Annotated in this window: 12 protein-coding genes and 1 pseudogene; 7 read left to right on the top strand and 6 right to left on the bottom strand. The window is 36.1% G+C overall.

The window, feature by feature from the left end; genetic code table 11:
• A pseudogene (locus QO182_RS12555) lies at nucleotides 1–482 on the bottom strand (hypothetical protein); the annotation flags it as partial.
• A 462-nt stretch (nucleotides 483–944) separates the two neighbouring features.
• On the opposite strand from QO182_RS12555, the gene QO182_RS12560 reads away from it, so the two are divergent.
• Together QO182_RS12560 and QO182_RS12565 are read left to right on the top strand one after the other, a co-directional pair.
• A complete protein-coding gene (locus QO182_RS12560; RefSeq protein ID WP_371561958.1) occupies nucleotides 945–1,532 on the top strand; it encodes a mobilome CxxCx(11)CxxC protein in 588 nt (195 codons plus the stop codon).
• Nucleotides 1,533–1,556: 24 nt separating this feature from the next.
• A complete protein-coding gene (locus tag QO182_RS12565) occupies nucleotides 1,557–1,778 on the top strand; it encodes a hypothetical protein (RefSeq protein WP_371561960.1) in 222 nt (73 codons plus the stop codon).
• Nucleotides 1,779–2,259: 481 nt separating this feature from the next.
• Here QO182_RS12565 and QO182_RS12570 read toward each other — a convergent pair whose 3' ends face one another.
• The gene (locus QO182_RS12570; RefSeq protein ID WP_371561961.1) at nucleotides 2,260–2,481 is read right to left on the bottom strand and encodes a helix-turn-helix domain-containing protein; all 222 of its coding nucleotides are present in this window, start codon (nucleotides 2,479–2,481) and stop codon (nucleotides 2,260–2,262) included.
• A gap of 1,419 nt (nucleotides 2,482–3,900) precedes the next feature.
• Between QO182_RS12570 and QO182_RS12575 the strand changes: the two genes are divergently transcribed.
• The 3 genes from QO182_RS12575 to QO182_RS12585 are packed head-to-tail and all read left to right on the top strand — an operon-like array spanning nucleotide 3,901 to nucleotide 11,010.
• Nucleotides 3,901–6,921 carry a SusC/RagA family TonB-linked outer membrane protein gene (locus tag QO182_RS12575; RefSeq protein WP_371561963.1) on the top strand — a complete coding sequence of 1,007 codons (3,021 nt, stop codon included), beginning with the start codon at nucleotides 3,901–3,903 and terminating at the stop codon, nucleotides 6,919–6,921.
• A gap of 10 nt (nucleotides 6,922–6,931) precedes the next feature.
• The gene (locus tag QO182_RS12580; RefSeq protein ID WP_371561965.1) at nucleotides 6,932–8,320 is read left to right on the top strand and encodes a RagB/SusD family nutrient uptake outer membrane protein; all 1,389 of its coding nucleotides are present in this window, start codon (nucleotides 6,932–6,934) and stop codon (nucleotides 8,318–8,320) included.
• 11 nt (nucleotides 8,321–8,331) lie between these two features.
• Complete coding sequence (locus QO182_RS12585) at nucleotides 8,332–11,010, top strand: prolyl oligopeptidase family serine peptidase (RefSeq protein ID WP_371561967.1); 2,679 nt, start codon at nucleotides 8,332–8,334, stop codon at nucleotides 11,008–11,010.
• Between the two features lie 71 nt (nucleotides 11,011–11,081).
• Here the strand turns inward: QO182_RS12585 and QO182_RS12590 are convergent, their stop codons facing one another.
• From QO182_RS12590 to QO182_RS12605, 4 genes are all read right to left on the bottom strand, one after another.
• Entirely contained in the window at nucleotides 11,082–11,357 is a 276-nt protein-coding gene (locus tag QO182_RS12590; RefSeq protein WP_371561969.1) for a hypothetical protein, read from the bottom strand.
• A gap of 87 nt (nucleotides 11,358–11,444) precedes the next feature.
• Nucleotides 11,445–12,977, bottom strand: a complete 1,533-nt coding sequence (locus QO182_RS12595) for a MauE/DoxX family redox-associated membrane protein (RefSeq protein ID WP_371561971.1) — start codon at nucleotides 12,975–12,977, stop codon at nucleotides 11,445–11,447.
• 165 nt (nucleotides 12,978–13,142) lie between these two features.
• A complete protein-coding gene (locus QO182_RS12600) occupies nucleotides 13,143–14,054 on the bottom strand; it encodes a helix-turn-helix domain-containing protein (RefSeq protein WP_371561973.1) in 912 nt (303 codons plus the stop codon).
• Between the two features lie 37 nt (nucleotides 14,055–14,091).
• Nucleotides 14,092–14,475, bottom strand: coding sequence for a hypothetical protein (locus QO182_RS12605; protein WP_371561975.1), 384 nt, complete (start codon nucleotides 14,473–14,475; stop codon nucleotides 14,092–14,094).
• Nucleotides 14,476–14,726: 251 nt separating this feature from the next.
• Here QO182_RS12605 and QO182_RS12610 point away from each other — a divergent pair, with 251 nt between their 5' ends.
• Together QO182_RS12610 and QO182_RS12615 are read left to right on the top strand one after the other, a co-directional pair.
• Nucleotides 14,727–17,174: an aminotransferase class I/II-fold pyridoxal phosphate-dependent enzyme gene (locus QO182_RS12610; RefSeq protein ID WP_371561977.1), complete on the top strand. Its 2,448-nt coding sequence runs from the start codon at nucleotides 14,727–14,729 to the stop codon at nucleotides 17,172–17,174.
• A 121-nt stretch (nucleotides 17,175–17,295) separates the two neighbouring features.
• A complete protein-coding gene (locus QO182_RS12615; RefSeq protein WP_371561979.1) occupies nucleotides 17,296–18,129 on the top strand; it encodes an RteC domain-containing protein in 834 nt (277 codons plus the stop codon).
• Nucleotides 18,130–18,380: the final 251 nt, after the last annotated feature.

The raw sequence follows: 18,380 nt of genomic DNA on the forward strand, positions 1-18,380 counted from the left end.
TCAATTAGTAGTTTTGAAGTATATTTGTATGTTACAATCATATCAATTCCAACAACTTCAATTTTGTTTTTTTCTAATTGATTATCATTTATTTTCTTGATATTTTTCCATTTATTATAAGTTTCGATAGTTTTTTCTTGTGGCACTCTATTTCCATAATGCTTTACCAAATCTGTTAATAATATGGTGTCGCCAGATTTTAAATACTGGTTAAAATAATAAGCAATTCCAAAATCGGTTTCAGGTAAGTAATATTTTATCTTTTTATTTTGGATTAATTTTTCAAGTAATATCTTTTCGGCAGTTTCTGTATCTTGACTTCCGTGATAAGCACCAAAACCGATTATTTTAAAATCATTTTGTGGAATTTCAAAATTTGGGTTTAATAAATCGAAACGATTATTTTTTAAATAATCATTTTTTGATTGAGAAAAAGATAATTGTCCAACTACAATAAATATTGCTAATAATTTAAATTTCATTTTATTACGTTCGTTTTTTTTTAACTGTCTCACAACTAGTATATAACATCAACAAGTAACCCTTTTTCAAAGTTTTACCATAAATTAAGCTATATATCCTAGTTCGTAAATAAAGACTTTTTTAAGTATTGTTACAATACCCACTTTTAGTGATATTTGATTTAAAATGTTTTTTAAATGTTCTCCATATACCAAGACGCTTAAAAACAAAAAAAGACATCTCATCAGCATCTTTTTCACCCCTTCCCCCTACTCCTCCAGCTACCATTTTTATCATAATCCCTCCTGAACTCATACACCTTCCCACGTACATAAGTTCCTACTAGGATAATTATAATAAAACCTATTATTTGATACCATTCCTTATCTCAAATATAGAGGGTCTAAGATTTTGTAAGTTTTTGTTGATAACTTATGTTTTAACCTTATTTTTAATGAATTATATTTGTTAAAAACTAATACATGATTGCTAAAAATCTAGATGACGATTATGATAACTTAAGACAGGATTGTTGGAATGATGCGCTACACTCTTTTGGAACAGCATATATTTATTCTAAAAGGAGTCAAAAAATAGGCAAATTTTTAAAAGTTAATAATTTTCTAGGTATCATAGTCCCTGTTATTATAGGAGGTATTGTAACTTCTTATAATATTTCTGCTGATGTTTTAGAAATCATATTGATTCTTGCCGCACCTATTTCAATAATTCAACTTATTTTATCAGTCTTATCTCTAACTAACAAATGGGACGATTCATACTCTTATTATCTAGAGTCAACAAATGATAATTCGCAACTATCAAATGATTATAATAATTTAGGAAGATATCCCCCAGAGGAGAAAAATGATTTCAAAGGCAAAAAAGATATTATCGATGTAAAGTATCAAATTAGAAATACTAATGATTCTAAATATCCATTATTTGATAAAGAAAAGAGAGAAGGAATGAGATATTCTTTAAGAAATTTTCGACGTTCGTGTGCTGGTTGCGATATAAAACCAGTTGACATGAAGTCAACAAACTGTGGCGTATGTGGTGATTTTTAACATTTAATTCAATAATTTTATACTATGACTAACAACAAAAATGTACTTAGAGTACTTAATGGATATCTAGAATTATCCTCTGCTGAAAAAATGGAATTGAGAAAAGAAATTGACGATCTAGTAATTTCTGGAGTTCTAATAAATGATTCTACTAACACACTTAAAAAGAGAGAGATTTCTGTAAAAATGTCTGCTAATTTAGGACCAACAAACAATAATAATTGTAAGTGTTGTGGAAAAGGTTAGTAAAAAAGAAGTCTCGAAACTAAAACAACTTCTTGAGAATTGAATATTTGACACCCACGCTCCGAGGACGAATAAAAAACAGAAAAAGAAGCTATTTTACGAGTTGTGAGATAGCCTCTTTTTAAATGACATTTATTCGGTAAGTAAATCCAAGTGTTACAGCATCTTTTTACCCCTTCCCCCTACTCCTCCAACTATCATTTTTATCATAATCCCTCCTAAACTCATAGATCTTCCCTCTTATATATGCTCCCAGTGGGACAATCACAATCACTATTAGTATCTCATACCACTCCATACCTTAGATATAGAAAGTATAAGATTTTCTTTTTTAGCAAGAAATCAAAAACTCCTTTTTTGACAATTAATAATCCCGAATTGACAAGTGCTACATATTGCTATAAAACAAAAAAAGATGCCTTAGCATCTTTTTTATAGTGGTATTTACTTAAGATCAAACTTTATTTTTGGTCATTCATCTTTAATTATCTATCAACTTAAAAAACTCCGAAAGCTTTATATTTCTAGCCTCGCAAATTTTATTTAAAGTAAATAAGGTTATTGTATAACTTTCATCATTACAAATTCTGCGGGCTGTCTTTTCATCAATATTGTGATTCAATGCAAATTCAGTTTTTGCCTGAGTCTCACCAATCCACTCAGTGGCAACATAGTCGCATATTTTTCTATTTAAATCACCCATATAAACAAAATAAGCCGTTAAAAATTAAATTTAATCGGACAGTTGTCCGAATATGAAAAACATTCCCTATATTTGTTTTAGAATTAATATATTTGCGATTCTTCATATAAAATATTTGAAGCATTCGCTTTGAATCTCGTACTAGAAAATTGGCCTTTTCAAATTACCACGAGATGATAAGTACGATGCTCACGTCCCATGGCGTGGGCTCACTTATTTGTGGTAAGGTATGGCCAATACCTCTAGTGCAGTAAGCTGAGTTCCATGCCATTTTTTATGCCAATTATTTAGGCATTACTCAACTTCATTCTTAGCACCGCTTCTTCATTTTTCATAGTCTCGCAGCAGTTTAACCCGCTAAAACCCGCATGCCTATAAGTAAAATAAAAATACACACCTAAAACAGCCAACGCCTTGCGTTAACAGTGGTTTTTATCATTAAAACCGCATCCACCCCGGTCTGGAAAACCACCTTTTCTAAACTGTTTACCAATATTTATGCCAATTTTAAACTTGAAACAACGATTAACTAATCACTATTAACCATTAACTATGAAGCGCCAGTGATAAAATAAAACCCCATCCATAGAGACTTCAAGACATTCGATTGGAGACTTTAACACTAAAAAAAGAAACACCTGCACCGCCAGCCTCTTTAAACAAAAGGTCTCATTAATTTAATTTGAATTTATTAATGGTGCAGGATGTTTTTCAATAACCAAAAAACCTACAGATCCCGATCGCTATCGGGGCAGAAAACCGATAACACACTAAATAACATGAAATATTACAAACAAATACTAACCGCATTAATTCTCGCACTAATAACTCTTATATACAATTGGATTTATGGTTGAAAAATATAGAGGTAAGAACCAGTATTCAAAACCGCCCTTCTATTTTTTATCCCAGATAATCGAAGAATGGATTTAAGCCTTGGCAGAAGGGAGTGACCCCCGAGTCGAGTGCATAGCACCCGCGGCTAGGGTCGCGATAGGAAAACCGAAACGAAGTGAGGTTCATCGAATAACAATAAGCAATTAGTGAGATAAATACAGACGAACATTTTCAGGATAAAAATAGTCAGGCTAGCGTTTTTTGGTTCTTTTTTGGGCGATAGGGCAAAGTGTTAAGTAACAGTCCGATGGACTGTTTTAGCGAAGGAGCCAAACTGCAGCGCGGGCAAAAGAACAGAATAACAATTAGAACCGAACTCTTTATGGATAAAAATAAATATTTAATTCCTAACCACTAACAAAAGATCAACTATGACAGAATAAAAGACCATACTCAAAGACTTTAAGACATTTGACTTTATGACTTTAAGACTTATAAAAAAAGGCCCTCTAACTCTTCTTGGCGGTTGACTAGAGGACCATTGCTAACAAAACTAACGTTTCCATTAACTAACCCAATATTATGAAAAATAATTCATTTTACAAGGGGAGATTGGCTTTTTGGTACCTGATTATTATCGGGTTCCTAATCTCCTACACCCCTGCTTTATCAAAAACGGCACTGCCGTCCTTGGCCTCTTCCACCCAACAAAACCAAATAAGTGGCAGCATCACTGATGTTAAAGGCCCCTTAGCTGGTGTGACCGTAACTATAAAAGGGCAACTAAAAACAGCTATCTCTGACTTTGATGGGAAATTTACTATCGCTGCATCGCCAAACGACTTGCTCGTTTTTACCTATATGGGCTTCAAAGCCCTAACTATTCCTGTTGCTGGCCGCACACTTATTAATGTTCAAATGCAAGAAGATGCGACTTCACTACAGGAGGTCAAAATTAACGCTGGCTATTATTCCGTCAAAGAAAGTGAACGTACAGGAAACATTGCCCGTATTACCGCCAAAGACATAGAAACACAACCCGTAACCAATGTGCTGGCCACCATGCAAGGACGCATGGCTGGTGTCAATATCACACAAACAACTGGTGTGCCAGGTGGGGGATTTGATATCAAAATTCGCGGCCAAAATAGCCTTCGCGCTGAGGCTAACGCCCCCTTATACCTCATCGATGGCGTTCCCTATGCTGCGGATCCCATCGGAAACAATCAGACAGCCACCAGCTTTCCCACCGTCACTAGCCCCTTAAATAGTATCAATCCCAGCTCTATTGAAAGTATCGAGATCCTAAAAGACGCCGATGCAACGGCGATTTATGGCTCAAGGGGCGCCAATGGCGTAGTATTGATCACCACAAAAAAAGGGAAGGCAGGCAAAACATCCTTTAGCGTACAAGCCTCTTCTGGAGCGGGTACGGTGACCCAGTTCATGAAATTGATGAACACATACCAATATCTGGAAATGCGCAAGCAAGCATTCCTTAATGATGGTCTGACCGATTATAATCCATGGGACTACGACATTAACGGCACTTGGGATCAAAATAGGAATACCGATTGGCAAAAGGAACTTCTAGGCAATACCGCCCAGTTCAACGACATTCAGGGAACACTATCAGGAGGCTCAGAACATACACAATTTCTACTAAGTGCCAACTATCACAACGAATCCTCTGTTTTTAAAGGCCCCTTTGCTTACAAAAAAGGAGGTGCAAACGTCAACATGAACCACCAGTCTGAAAACAAGAAATTTAAAGCTAGCTTTTCCGGTGCTTATACCCTTCAGCATAATGACCAGCCCGCTTTTGATTTTAGCTACGAAGCCCGTTCATTACCCCCAAATGCTCCCGCATTATATAAGCCCGATGGCAGTCTCAATTGGGAAAATGGAACTTGGGAGAATCCCCTAAGAAATCTAAATGCTAAATTTGAATCTAAAACAAAGGACTTAATTGCCAATACGCTGCTATCGTACGAACTTTTGCCTGGATTGCTTTTAAAAAGTAGCATGGGTTATACGGATTTATCAACTATAGAAACACGCATTTCTCCCTCTACTATTTATAACCCGGCTTACAATGTGACTAGCGACAGATCTGCGCTATTCAATAATACCACCGGCCGTTCCTCGTGGATCATTGAACCACAAATCAATTGGGAAAAGGAATCCGCTATAGGAAAAATTAGAGTGCTTGTTGGATCAACTTTTCAACAGCAAACCACCAACATGCTTGTACAAGGCGCCAACGGATTTAGCTCCAATAGTCTGATTTATAATCTAGCCGCCGCCAAATATATAAATGTCCTGGTTAATGAGGAAACCCTATACAAATACCAAGCAATCTTTGGGCGCTTTAATTATGATTGGCAAGGGCGCTATATCGTTAATCTTACCGCCAGAAGGGATGGTTCCAGTCGTTTTGGTCCCGGCAATCAGTTTGCCAACTTTGGGGCTATAGGTGCCGCTTGGATGTTTTCAAAGGAAAAGTTTTTAGAAGACAATTCATGGTGGAGTTTCGGCAAAATAAGAGCTAGTATAGGCACTACAGGGAACGACCAAATTGGAGACTATCAATTTTTCAACACTTATACCACTACAGGCATCAGTTATAATGGCACAATCGGCTTACAACCTTCGCGCCTTTTCAACCCCAACTTTGGCTGGGAAACCAATAACAAATTGGAAGCGGCAGTAGAACTCGGTTTTTTTCAAGACCGTATTTTTGCCACTGCATCTTGGTATCGAAATCGTTCGTCAAACCAATTAGTAGGCATGCCATTAACCGGCACGACAGGATTTACGTTGTTGCAATCCAATTTGGATGCCACAGTAGAGAATACAGGCTTAGAAATGACCCTACGAACTGCTAATTTTAGTAATCATAATTTTAGTTGGACCACAAGCCTAAATCTAACGCTATCCAAAAACAAGCTGTTGCGCTTTCCAGGACTCGAAAGTTCCCCATACAACCAACAGTACCGTATTGGTGAGCCGCTGAACATTGCACTACTTTACAAATACAAAGGTATCAATCCGCAAACTGGAATTTACGAATTTGAAGATACCAATAATGATGGTGTTATTTCATTTCCCGAAGACCGGCAAACGGCAGCCGACCTTAACCCCAAGTTCTTTGGTGGCCTACAAAACCAGCTCCGCTATAAAAACTGGAAACTTGACTTTTTATTTCAGTTTGTAAAACAAAAGAACCGATCCTATCCTATGGGTGCCGCGGGAATGATGTCTAATCAACGAACGACTGCGATCAACAGCTGGCAGCAGCCTGGCGATCAAACGTCCTATCAAATCTATACCGCAGGAAACAATTATGATGCCCTTATGGCAGATTACTATTATTCCGAGAGCGATGCCTCAGTTATTGACGCTTCTTATATTCGTTTAAAAAATATCGCACTGTCTTTTGATGTTCCCTTAAAGCTTCGTGAAACACAATTCAAAATAATAGCACAGGCACAAAATATATTGACGTTCACAAAATTCAATGAAGGAGACCCCGAGTTTACCAGCTATGGCTTCTTACCACCGCTTAAAGTAATTACTGCAGGAGTACAATTAACTTTTTAATCCAATAAACATGAAAGCAATACACACAAAATCAAATAACTATTTATGGCTAAGCTTGCTTCTTATCCTAAATGCTTGCGACTCCTTTGTCGCTGTAGATTTACCCGAATCACAATTGACAAATGTGGCGGTATTTGAAGACAATGCCACAGCAAATGCAGCCCTGACGAGCATATATTCTAAAATTAGGGACAACGGCATACTAACGGGAACGAACTCGGGAATCTCCAATCAATTGGCTAACTATACGGACGATATGGTAGCGTATGGAAATCCTACCAATCCTAGTTTCCCTTTTTATAATGATAATGTTTTACCGTCAAATACGTCGATTTCGGACTATTGGAATGCCTCATACAATCAAATATATAGTGCTAATGCCATACTGGAGGGGGTTGATTTGAGTACTGAACTGTCAGAGGAAAATAAAAAACTATTGCAAGGAGAAGCCTTTTTTATAAGGGCTCTAGTACATTTCAATTTGGTTAACCTCTTTGGTGATGTTCCCTACATAAAAGAAACGGACTATCGAAAAAATGCCACTGCCAGCAGGATGCCTACTCAACAAGTATCCGAAAATATTATCCTCGACCTAGAAAAGGCTATCACACTATTGCCCGAAAATTATAGCAGTACATCAAGAGTTCGTCCTACTAAATATGTGGCTATAGCACTTTTATCAAGAACCTACTTATATACAAAAGCCTACGCTCAAGCAGCAAACGAAGCAACTACAGTTTTAAATCAAACTGCTATTTATTCATTGGAAGAAAACCTGAACGATGTATTCTTACTCCGTTCAAAAGAAACAATCTGGCAACTGCAAGCAGGTATTAGCGGACAAAATACCCAAGAAGCAGCCGTATTTGTTTTCTTATCGGGTCCTCCCTCCTTAGTGGCGCTTTCTGATAATCTAATAGCCTCATTTCTGCCGGCAGACATGCGAAAAACCAATTGGACCAAAGCAATTACTGACGGTACCACCACCTGGTATCATGCTAATAAATACAAAGAAAGAGACTTTACAGGAGTATCAAAAGAGTACTCGATTGTTTTTCGTCTCGCCGAATTATACCTAATAAGAGCCGAAGCTAGAGCGCATCAAGGCGATCTCATTGGAGCCACAGAAGACCTCAACATCATTAGGCAGCGTGCTGGCTTAGCCCCGACCATGGCCATAAGCCAAGCGGAAATCATAACGGCTATCGTTCAAGAGAGAAGATGGGAGTTTTTTACCGAACATGGTCATCGATTCTTCGATCTGAAACGATTGAACCTATTAGATAACACATTGTCTGCTGTCAAACCAGGCTGGAATACAACTGATCAATTGTTCCCGATTCCACAAAGTGAACTAAGTACAAACCCTAATCTTCGCCCACAAAATCCGGGCTATTAATCCAATGAATTATGGGACACGAGCAGCCAAGTCATAGGGTTCAAAACAGCATTAGAAAAAGAATATACTCCCCCTTATTTTTAGTTTTTTTATTTATTTTGCCAGTAGTAGGCTGCCCCTTATGGGGGCAGTCGGGGCAAAAAAAACAGTTAACAGCCGAAGACTATCCTTTATGGGGTCAGCTTTCTATGGATAAAATAGCGCCCAATGAAGAATGGGTCAGCTACAAAATGAGCTATACAGAGGAGCGAGATACTTTATTTGTGCGCAATGCGGTAAACGATAAAAGCTATGCTTTTCCTACTGGGGATAATTCTGTTTTTACGAAAGATATTTTTTTTGTTTGCCAAACTAAAGATACAGTCCAAATTGTGAATTTAGAAACAGGAAAAAAAGAAATTCTCGCTGGAGTGAGCGCCTACTCCTATTCTTTTCAAAATAACTTACTACTCTTGTCGGTTGCAAGCGCTGAAAATAAAAGAAGCTTGATTATCAGAGCTCCCTCAGGAAAGACTCTAGCAGAAATAGCTGATGTGATCCAATATTCGCTAAGTCCCGATGGCAATCAATTAGTTTATACAACTTCTCGTAAAATTGGCAATGCAGTATCAATAATTAATTTGGCTACTTTAAAAATGGCAACTCTAATAACTAAGGCCACCGCAACTAATGATTATGACCATTTCACCTGGCATAAAGATTCCAAAGCAGTCGCATTCTACAGCCAATCGAAAAGGAACCTTATTGACGGTCTGTGGCTCTATACAATTGCCAATACTAAATTATGGCAGCTGGACCCCAGCAATGAATCCAGTTTCCCCACTACTGCAACAATAGTAGATAATCCCCGTTATAAAATGATCATTTCCGATGATCTCGAAAAAGTGTTTTTTAGCATAAAAGAAAAAACACTACCGTCGACCGAAACGAATAATTCCAAGGTAGAAATTTGGAATGCAAATGACAAATGGATTTATCCTGAGGAACAGCAGTATGGGAAATTTGAAGAACAACCCAAGATAGCATTGTGGCAACCCAAAAATGGGCATGTGACGCGAATCACTTCTACTGAATTACCTTCAATCATGCTGTCCGGGAATCAGCAATATGCATTTTTGTCGAATCCCAAAAGCTATGAGCCACAATTCGATTTTCAAGGCCCGAGAGATTATTACATACAGAATTTAAACACCTTTGAAAATAAACTTTTCTTAAGCAAACAATCCAGCTTTTACCAAGATATAATCCCTTCTCCAAATGGCAAATATATAGCGTACTTTAGAGACCATGATTGGTGGGTTTATGATATTAAGCACAATACGCACACCAACCTCACAATAAAAACTGGCGTCTCTTTTTCAGGTAAAGTACATGCCTTAAAATCGGATTCGGCCTTTGGATGTACTGCATGGAGTAAGGAAGACAAAGAAATTATACTGTATGATGAATTTGATATATGGGCGATCAAATCTGATGGTAGTAATTGTACACGATTGACACAAGGTCGGGAATCAAAAATTAGTTTCCGATTAGCTGATAATCCAAAAAAAGGAAAATGGAATTCGTTATTGGATGGCATCCAACTTGATGCTTTGAATTTACAAAATGATCTCCTTTTAAGAGCGGAAGCTGATGATGGAAAAACCGGTTATTTTACATGGACAAAAGGGATGGGAGTACAACCGCTCAGGTATACCGATTCCTTTATAAATGGGCTTAATTATGAAGGTAAAAAACAAAAAATATTTTGCGTCGAACAGCGCTTTGACCTTCCACCAAGAATTTTGGCAATAGGTAATTCATCCGAGGCAGCGAAGGTAGTTTTTCAAAGCAATGCACAACAGCAAAACTACTACTGGGGAAAATCAGAGTTAATTCATTTTCAGAATTCAAAAAAAGAAAACTTAAAAGGAATTTTATACTATCCAGCCCATTACGATCCTCAAAAAAAATACCCCATGATCGTAAGTATTTATGAAATGCAATCCAAAGAACTGCATTGGTACACTAATCCAACCCTCTATAATGAATCGGGTTTTAATCAAACTGTTTTTAGCACGCATGATTACTTTGTATTCTTACCCGACATTGTACATGAAGATGAAAACGTAGGCCCTTCTACTCTAGATTGTGTTACTTCAGCTACGCTAAAAATGATAGAAAGCGGCTTGATAAATCCTAAAAAAATCGCACTGATGGGACACTCTTTTGGGGGCTATGAAACCGCTTTTATTGCTAACCTCAGTCCCTTATTTGCAACTGCTATTGCAAGTGGCGCAATACTAGACCTTACAAGCTTTTATTTAACCGTGGGATGGAACACAACGAAACCTGATATGTGGCGATTTGCCTCAGAAGAATTCCGAATGGGACATAAAACACCGTTCGCAAACCGTTCGGATTTTGATCGTAATGCCCCTCTGGCCTCCATAGAAAAACTAAATATCCCTCTGTTATTATGGAGCGGCAAACAAGATACGCAGGTAGATTGGCGCCAAAGCGTGGAATATTATCTGGCATTAAGAAGATTGGACAAGAAAAACAGCATGCTTTTGTATCCAAAAGAAAATCACGTTCTTAGCAATCCAATCAATCAAAAAGACCTCTCTGAACGTGTATTACAGTGGTTGGACTATTATTTAAAAGACGATAAAACCGCTGCTTGGATTACCAATGGAATAGAAAAATAAAGGACTAAAAAAACTAAAAAACAATGCAGTTCCCGTTGGGGAACTGCATCGCTATCGATCCTTTTTTAATTTTAAGGACGATACAAAATTTGTACACAATTGCCTTGTGCATCTTTACCATAAGCTTGTGGTCCAGAAGTAACTCCCATACGACAAACAAATGGTTTTGGTGTAGTGTCACAGTTCACTGCAACATCACTACAACTTCCTTGTGCATTCAGCGCATACCCTATTTGAGGAGCATTGACTTTAGAGGCGCTTTGCATAGAAGTAGTAACAAAAGCTCCCGAAATTCCCAATACTGCTACAGCAAATGGCATCACGTTTTTTAAAAATTGCGTTTTCATAATAATAAATATTAAATTAAACTTTGATCTACTTTTTTATACAGGTTTTCGATCTTTTTCCTGATACCGGCCAGTATATTTTGAGTGTCATCTTTCTTTAAGTCTGACACTATTTATTTCTTTTTTAAGTATGCTTTTAAGTTCATAAACCATCAGCTTATTGCCCATTATAGCGTATAGATGCGTTGCCGTAACCCAGAACGAATCCATTTTTTTTTCTCCATTATTATAAATGGGAAAGCTCAATAAGTAAGTGTTCTTATTCAAATCATACACATCAATTATTACGGCCTGTTTCCAAAGCAAATCGTTTTCATAACGTCCTTTTATTTTAGAATGAACAAAAAGTAAATTTTGGCAAACAGCTGCATTGGCATTGACAATTAAAGGAGGAGCCATCATTGTTCTTTCCGTCTGATTTTTAAGATAAGCTACTTTAATTTTTGCTTTAGTTGTCGTGTCAATTGTATGACCTCTGTACGCTAATTTTGAATTAATATCGGCTACAATAAACTCATTGCGATAAAAATATAAATACACTATTTTCTTTATTTTTTCACTGTACAGCAGTATACCGTCCGTATCAAAAACACCGTCGATTTGCCGCTGTAAAAGATGCGGATTGTAGCTTACTTTTGGAACCTGATTCGACCGGAATAAACCCAAAACATTGGCGTACTCTTTACCATTGTTAGCTCTAAATACGAGATTAGCAGTATCTATAGCTTCAGCTAGGGTAAAAAAAGGAATTCCTTTTAATTCTTTACTCAACTTCCAGTTGCTTGTACTTCCCATAAAAACAGTAGGCACCGTTCCATCTTTTAAGTAAAAGAAAGAATCTCTAATACCAATGGTAACCCTTTGAAAAAACCTGTTTTTTACTTCAAAAGAGATTTTTTCAAACTGCCTATTATTTAGGCTGGAATCCATAGATAATAATTGCAGGGGATTAGTATAATTCCCTAGATATATCTTCCCCTTTCTGTAGCCCGCAAAATAATACGAATTGAACTTTAAGTCCATCTGATGCCTAAGCAGTATGGGATGCTGGGGATAACGTCTAATAAAGGGATTCTCATGATGCATGATTTCTTCTGAAGTCAAAAATAAAGCAATCATAAAACCGATACTGGACAACACTGAAATACTAATGATTCCAGCAATTGGCGCACCTTTAATCATCCTGTTTTTTGATTGATGTAAACTGGAATAAAAGGCTAAAGCTAAGAGGACTAATAACACAAAGAAAAGATTAAACACAAGGTGTTGATTCCAGCTCATTTTCTCCAGAATACCGCCGCAAGAACAAGGAACAAAAGAGGTATAATGCAAGACAATAAAAATATAACTACTAAACATCACCATTAACATCAATGAGGCCAACAGTCCCACAAAGCGCCAACGATTAACTGCCAAAAACACCGCCACTACTAGTTCTATCAGTGGCACAATATAAGATACCCAACTAGCATAAGCACTTAGTAAGGGGGATTGCCCTAGCTGAACCTGAAAATTCTCAAAATCCAATAGTTTACTAACTGCCGCATAAACAAACAATAATATATACAGCAGACAAATACCGTTGAGAAAAATACTTTTCGTGATCACACTTAGTTTCATATCGGCAAACTTTAAATTTAATCCGATATAAAATTCCAAAAAACAAATAAATAAAGTGAAGCAAATCGGGAGTATAACTTGTCAAAAAAGGAGTTTTTCTACATTATACTTTTTTTGGACTTCCTCATTTTTCATTTCTCTTTTTCTTCCTCATTATTCTTCTTGTCAAAATTTTCTTTTAATATCCATCGGGGTATACCCAAAATGCTTTTTAAAACCTTTCGAAAAATTAGGATAAGTGTTAAAGCCTGTCATAGTAGCAATACTTTTTAAAGGAATCTTGGTCTGCTGTATTAAAAGATGCGCTTTTTTCAACCGCTCAATGATATAAAATTGGTAGATGCTCGTCCGAAAGAGTTGCTTAAATCCGTATTTTAATTTATTTTCATTCGTACCAAAAATATAAGAGAGTTCCTTAACAGAAGGTAATGGACTATCCAAATGTTCTAAAATATAATCATAAAGATTTTGAATCATTAATATATCCGAAGGTCTACTTAAGAAAATGGGTAGATCTTTACTTTCTGGGGTAATCATAGCAGATTTCGAAATAGTTTCTTCTACTACAGTTGTTACGAAACTAATTAAAATTTTTGAGCAGTTCATTAGCCTTGAAATAGTACAATACACAGGAACTAATAATTTATTTTGCGCAATATAAATTAATTGCACTGTAGTATGATAGTCAGGGTCTAACAATATTTCTTCTTCTATACGATTCCAAAAACACAATGAATCTTCGGATAACAAATTCTTAAATAACGTATCATATAAAAAATCAGGAGTTGAGTTTAATAAAACAGAGGCTTCGGAATTATAACTTTTAATGACAAAATGCTCATCTAAGATAAAAGTACTTTGAACTAGATTCCTGTAGGAATGATGAGGATTTATAAAACCCGCGTGAAAAACAGCTTCCTTCATTTCCTCGGCTACCATATTCATAAGCACAACTAATCCTTCCAGTTCATCATCCTCTTCTGTTCTTTGGATTCGATTACTAAAATTACCTCCTGCCATTTCAAGAAGCATTTGAGACATACTACGCATACGCTGCAGATTAATTTCTTGATTCATAATGTGTAAATATTAGTCATAAATAAACATCCACCCACTAAACATACTTTTCCAAAAAAACTAAAGCAGCTACTTCATCAGTAAAAATCTTAGTCGGAACACTTGGCTTACATATTTTTAGATAAAATGAGGTCATACTTAAGGAAACACTCTGATGCCCAACCAGACTTACTGCCTTGGTAAGAATAGAGCCTGATTGCGCCAAATAATCCCTTGCAGCTTTGTCAGAATCTACAATCCCTCTAATATCACAAAAAACAGGATAAGCCATCTCATTTTGTAACTGAATTCGATCAGCAACAATACGTTGGGCTGCCGCTAAATTAATGACAACATTAGGCTTGTATTTAAAAAAAAGAATCTCATTATGAATCCAAAATTGAGCAAATTCATTATCTTGAATAGTACATACTTTTTTCATAAAAAATTAAATAAATCATCACAATTTAGCTAAAATAATATTAAAAATAATACAATTTAAATAAAACACACACAATTTGATATAATTAATCACAAAAGTTATCAAATCGGGAGTATCTGTTGTCATAAAAGGATTTTTTTATAATTCGTTGAATCTCATTAGCTTTTTATTCAGAGTTTTACGTCATAAATCTCAAACTAGTAGGAGATATTTAGCTAGTTATATTTTTCAACAATTAAAAGCAAAATAATATGGCAAAAATCAAACACAACAGCTTCATTGACACCGTCGATGAGGTGATCGCTGGAGCAAAAAAAGAAGGCGTGCTTCACCTTTATGCTGAAGATCAAATTTTGAATGGACGTACCCTACAGATAAAAGGGCAAAAAATGTTTCATTTTGGCACGACAGGGTATTTGGGGCTAGAACAAGACATCCGGCTCAAAGACGCAGCAATAGCAGCTATTCAAAATTATGGTACACAATTCCCTCTATCCAAAACGTACATTTCCAATCCATTATACAATGAGCTGGAATCAAAAATTGAAACGATGTATGGAATACCACCTATAATAACTAAAAACAGTACACTCGGGCATTTAGCAGTAATTCCAACAGTGGTAAGAGATGAAGACGGAGTAATTTTAGACCATCAGGTACATTGGAGTGTTCAAAATGCCTGTCAATTACTAAAGATAAGAGGTATCCCGGTAGAAATGATTAGACATAATAATTTGAATATGCTTGAAGATAAAATTAAATACCTCGCTACCCGATGCAATAAAATATGGTATATGGCTGATGGGGTATATTCCATGTTTGGCGATTTCGCACCAATACCTAATTTGATGGAACTATGTAAAAAATACCCGCAGTTACACCTGTACTTTGATGATGTACATGGCATGAGCTGGAGAGGAAAAAACGGCACTGGGTACGTATTGGATATTTTAAAAAATTTACCAGACAATGTTTTACTGTTCGGTACCTTGAGCAAAACATTTGGTGCCAGTGGAGCGACTTTACTTTGCACAGATAATCGACTGCGTGGAAAAATTAAAAACTTTGGTGGACCACTTACTTTTTCTGCACAACTGGAACCCGCTTCTGTAGCAGCTGCAATCGCTTCAGCTGACATTCATCTTTCGACCGAAATCACGAGCTTACAATGCGATTTATCAGAAAAGATAGAATATTTCAAATCATTATTGGAAAAAACCACCCTTCCAATGATTGATCTGAATAACTCACCAGTATTTTTCTTAGGTACCGCTATGCCGTTGACCGCTTATAAAATGGTACAAAAACTCTTTAATGAAGGTTTTTATGTAAATCCTGCAATATACCCCGCAGTACCAATCAAAAATACGGGAATTCGCATTACCCTTTCCCGCCACAATCAAAAAGAAGAAATAAAAGCACTAGTAGAAGCAATGGAATTCCATTTCCCTCAAGCCTTGGAAGAATCAGGTAATAGCCTTCACAAAGTAAAAAAAGCTTTTGGTATTATGGAAACAATACCTCAAATAGAAGATGAAGAGCCAAAATCTAACTTTATAGTACAATATGAAACATCCATAAAAAAAATAGACAAGCAAAACTGGAATAACCTTTTAGGAAAACAAAGCACATTCGACTGGGAAGGATTATCTTTTTTGGAAAATGCTTTTTCAAATACAAATTCCCCTGAAAATAATTGGGAATTTCATTATTATGTAATAAAAGACAAAAATGAAATTCCCATACTAGTAACTTTTTTTACTTTTGGACTTTGGAAGGACGATATGCTGGCACCTGAATCAATTTCACTTCAACTAGAAGAAAAAAGAAAACAAAATCCATTATACCTGACTTCAAAAGTCTTGGGAATGGGTTCCTTATTCACAGAAGGCAATCACTGTTACATTAATAAAACTCACCCCTTAGCAGAAGAAGCAATAGTACTTTTGCTGCAACAAGTGGAAATAGTATACCATAAATTAGATGCTGACATGCTCGTCTTAAGAGATTTCGAAGAAGACCAACAATTGAATCGTATTTTTCACAATCAAGGCTTCTTAAAAATTAATATGCCCGAAACCTGCATCATACAAAATAGTAAATGGAATAGTACCGAAGAATTTTCGGCGACCCTTTCCTCCCGCTCCAGAAAGCATTTCTTTAAAGAGATAGTACCTTTTGAACAAGCTTTCAATATTGTAATAAAAGATCAATTATCAGATGAAGAATTAGAACAAGCATATTATCTGTATCAGAATGTAAAAAATAACAATCATGCTATAAATACATTTACCTATCCAATAAAAGTATTTAAAAAAATGGAGAGTAATCGGCAATGGGAATTTATATTGTTATATCTCAAAAATAAAGAAAAAAAAGAAATCACAAACCCATTAATCGGAATTCTATTTTGTTATAAAAACACAGAACATACCTATGTTCCAGCTCTAATAGGAATGGACTATTCCTATGCAAAAGAATTCCAACTCTACCGACAACTCCTTTTTCAGGCAATCAAACGAGCTCGGTACTTAAACTTAAGTAAAATCGATTTTGGGGTATCTGCCACTTTCGAGAAAAGAAAACTGGGAGCCACGATAATTCCAAAAGTAGCCTATATTCAAGCCCGAGATAATTTTTCCATGGAATTAATGGGTACAATTCAAAACGAAGATAAAACACATTCAAAAACTAAATAAAATTTGGGTTTTATCAACTTATTGCAAAACCAATAAAAAACAAAAATCAATCCAATTTCACCCTCCTCTTTTTTCACTCCCCTCCTTCGGAGGTACTGGGGAGAGGATAAACCAAAAACCTATGCTAAAAATTACTGTAGAAGAGTTTGATGAAAAACTCAAATTGATAATTAATTCTGACGAAAACCATCTTAAAAAAGCAACTGATGGTATTCATTTATGCAACAAAACCCTAGCCGACATGAAAGAGAGAGTCGACCAAAATGATTTTGAAACGACACCAGACGAGATTGATTTTTTTAAAAACATCAAACCCCTTCCAATGAGTTACCTTATCTATTTTACAGAACTACGTTCTTGCGAACTCCGCAAACCTAAAGCAGGCACGTCCTATCAAATAGAATTTTTCGACAAGGAAATGCGGAAAATCAATAAGTTCTTTTCTCGCAATCTAGACTTTGTGAATTATATGGAGCAAGGATATACCTATATTGATCATCAATTTTTCACAAGAAACCCCGGCAACAGTTTTCCATTCACTCCAATGACGGCTTATTACCAATATCCTGAATTTTCCTCCTCACATGATATGCTTTGGGCGAAAATAAAGGCAATGTACCGTTTCATTCATTATATCCGCGAAGCAATGCAAAAACTCAATGCCGGAAATGCAATGCTATTTGACGAAAAAAAACACAAAGTCCTGCTTTGGACAGCTCCAAAAACGGCACTAACAGAATTAATCTATGCCTTATACTCTAATGGGGCTTTGAACCATGGTGCAGCCGACATAAATACAATAGCGGCTTCTTTTGAAGATTTTTTCAATATCAAAATTGACAATATCTACAAAACCTATTCAGAGATTAAAGAACGTAAAAGTAGTAAAACAAAATTCCTGGAAGAACTAATGATGAACCTGCAACAAAAAATCCACAAAGAAGACGAGTGCTAAAAAATCGGTATCCAATCGGTAGTACGAAAAACACACTAGAGAAGCACAGCCGTAGAATTGATTGTTAAACCTTACGAAATGGGACTTCGAGTATTTCTAACTTTATAAATAGTATTCGTCTCCATGTCATATCGAGCGCAGTCGAGATAGTAATGCCCCAGTACATTGGGGCATTTTTCATTATAAAAAGTGCAACTGGAAATAAAAAACTACAACAGCTAAAAAAAAGAACAGCTAGAAAATACCAATAC

It is taken from the genome of Flavobacterium sp. Arc2, assembly GCF_041431385.1.
In the GTDB taxonomy this organism is placed as follows: domain Bacteria; phylum Bacteroidota; class Bacteroidia; order Flavobacteriales; family Flavobacteriaceae; genus Flavobacterium.

Excerpts from the sequence above, each read along its gene's own strand:
- QO182_RS12560 (WP_371561958.1), top strand. The coding sequence starts at position 945 with ATGATTGCTAAAAATCTAGATGACGATTATGATAACTTAAGACAGGAT.
- QO182_RS12565 (WP_371561960.1), top strand. The coding sequence starts at position 1,557 with ATGACTAACAACAAAAATGTACTTAGAGTACTTAATGGATATCTAGAA.
- QO182_RS12570 (WP_371561961.1), bottom strand. The coding sequence starts at position 2,481 with ATGGGTGATTTAAATAGAAAAATATGCGACTATGTTGCCACTGAGTGG.
- QO182_RS12575 (WP_371561963.1), top strand. The coding sequence starts at position 3,901 with ATGAAAAATAATTCATTTTACAAGGGGAGATTGGCTTTTTGGTACCTG.
- QO182_RS12580 (WP_371561965.1), top strand. The coding sequence starts at position 6,932 with ATGAAAGCAATACACACAAAATCAAATAACTATTTATGGCTAAGCTTG.
- QO182_RS12585 (WP_371561967.1), top strand. The coding sequence starts at position 8,332 with ATGGGACACGAGCAGCCAAGTCATAGGGTTCAAAACAGCATTAGAAAA.
- QO182_RS12590 (WP_371561969.1), bottom strand. The coding sequence starts at position 11,357 with ATGAAAACGCAATTTTTAAAAAACGTGATGCCATTTGCTGTAGCAGTA.
- QO182_RS12595 (WP_371561971.1), bottom strand. The coding sequence starts at position 12,977 with ATGAAACTAAGTGTGATCACGAAAAGTATTTTTCTCAACGGTATTTGT.
- QO182_RS12600 (WP_371561973.1), bottom strand. The coding sequence starts at position 14,054 with ATGAATCAAGAAATTAATCTGCAGCGTATGCGTAGTATGTCTCAAATG.
- QO182_RS12605 (WP_371561975.1), bottom strand. The coding sequence starts at position 14,475 with ATGAAAAAAGTATGTACTATTCAAGATAATGAATTTGCTCAATTTTGG.
- QO182_RS12610 (WP_371561977.1), top strand. The coding sequence starts at position 14,727 with ATGGCAAAAATCAAACACAACAGCTTCATTGACACCGTCGATGAGGTG.
- QO182_RS12615 (WP_371561979.1), top strand. The coding sequence starts at position 17,296 with ATGCTAAAAATTACTGTAGAAGAGTTTGATGAAAAACTCAAATTGATA.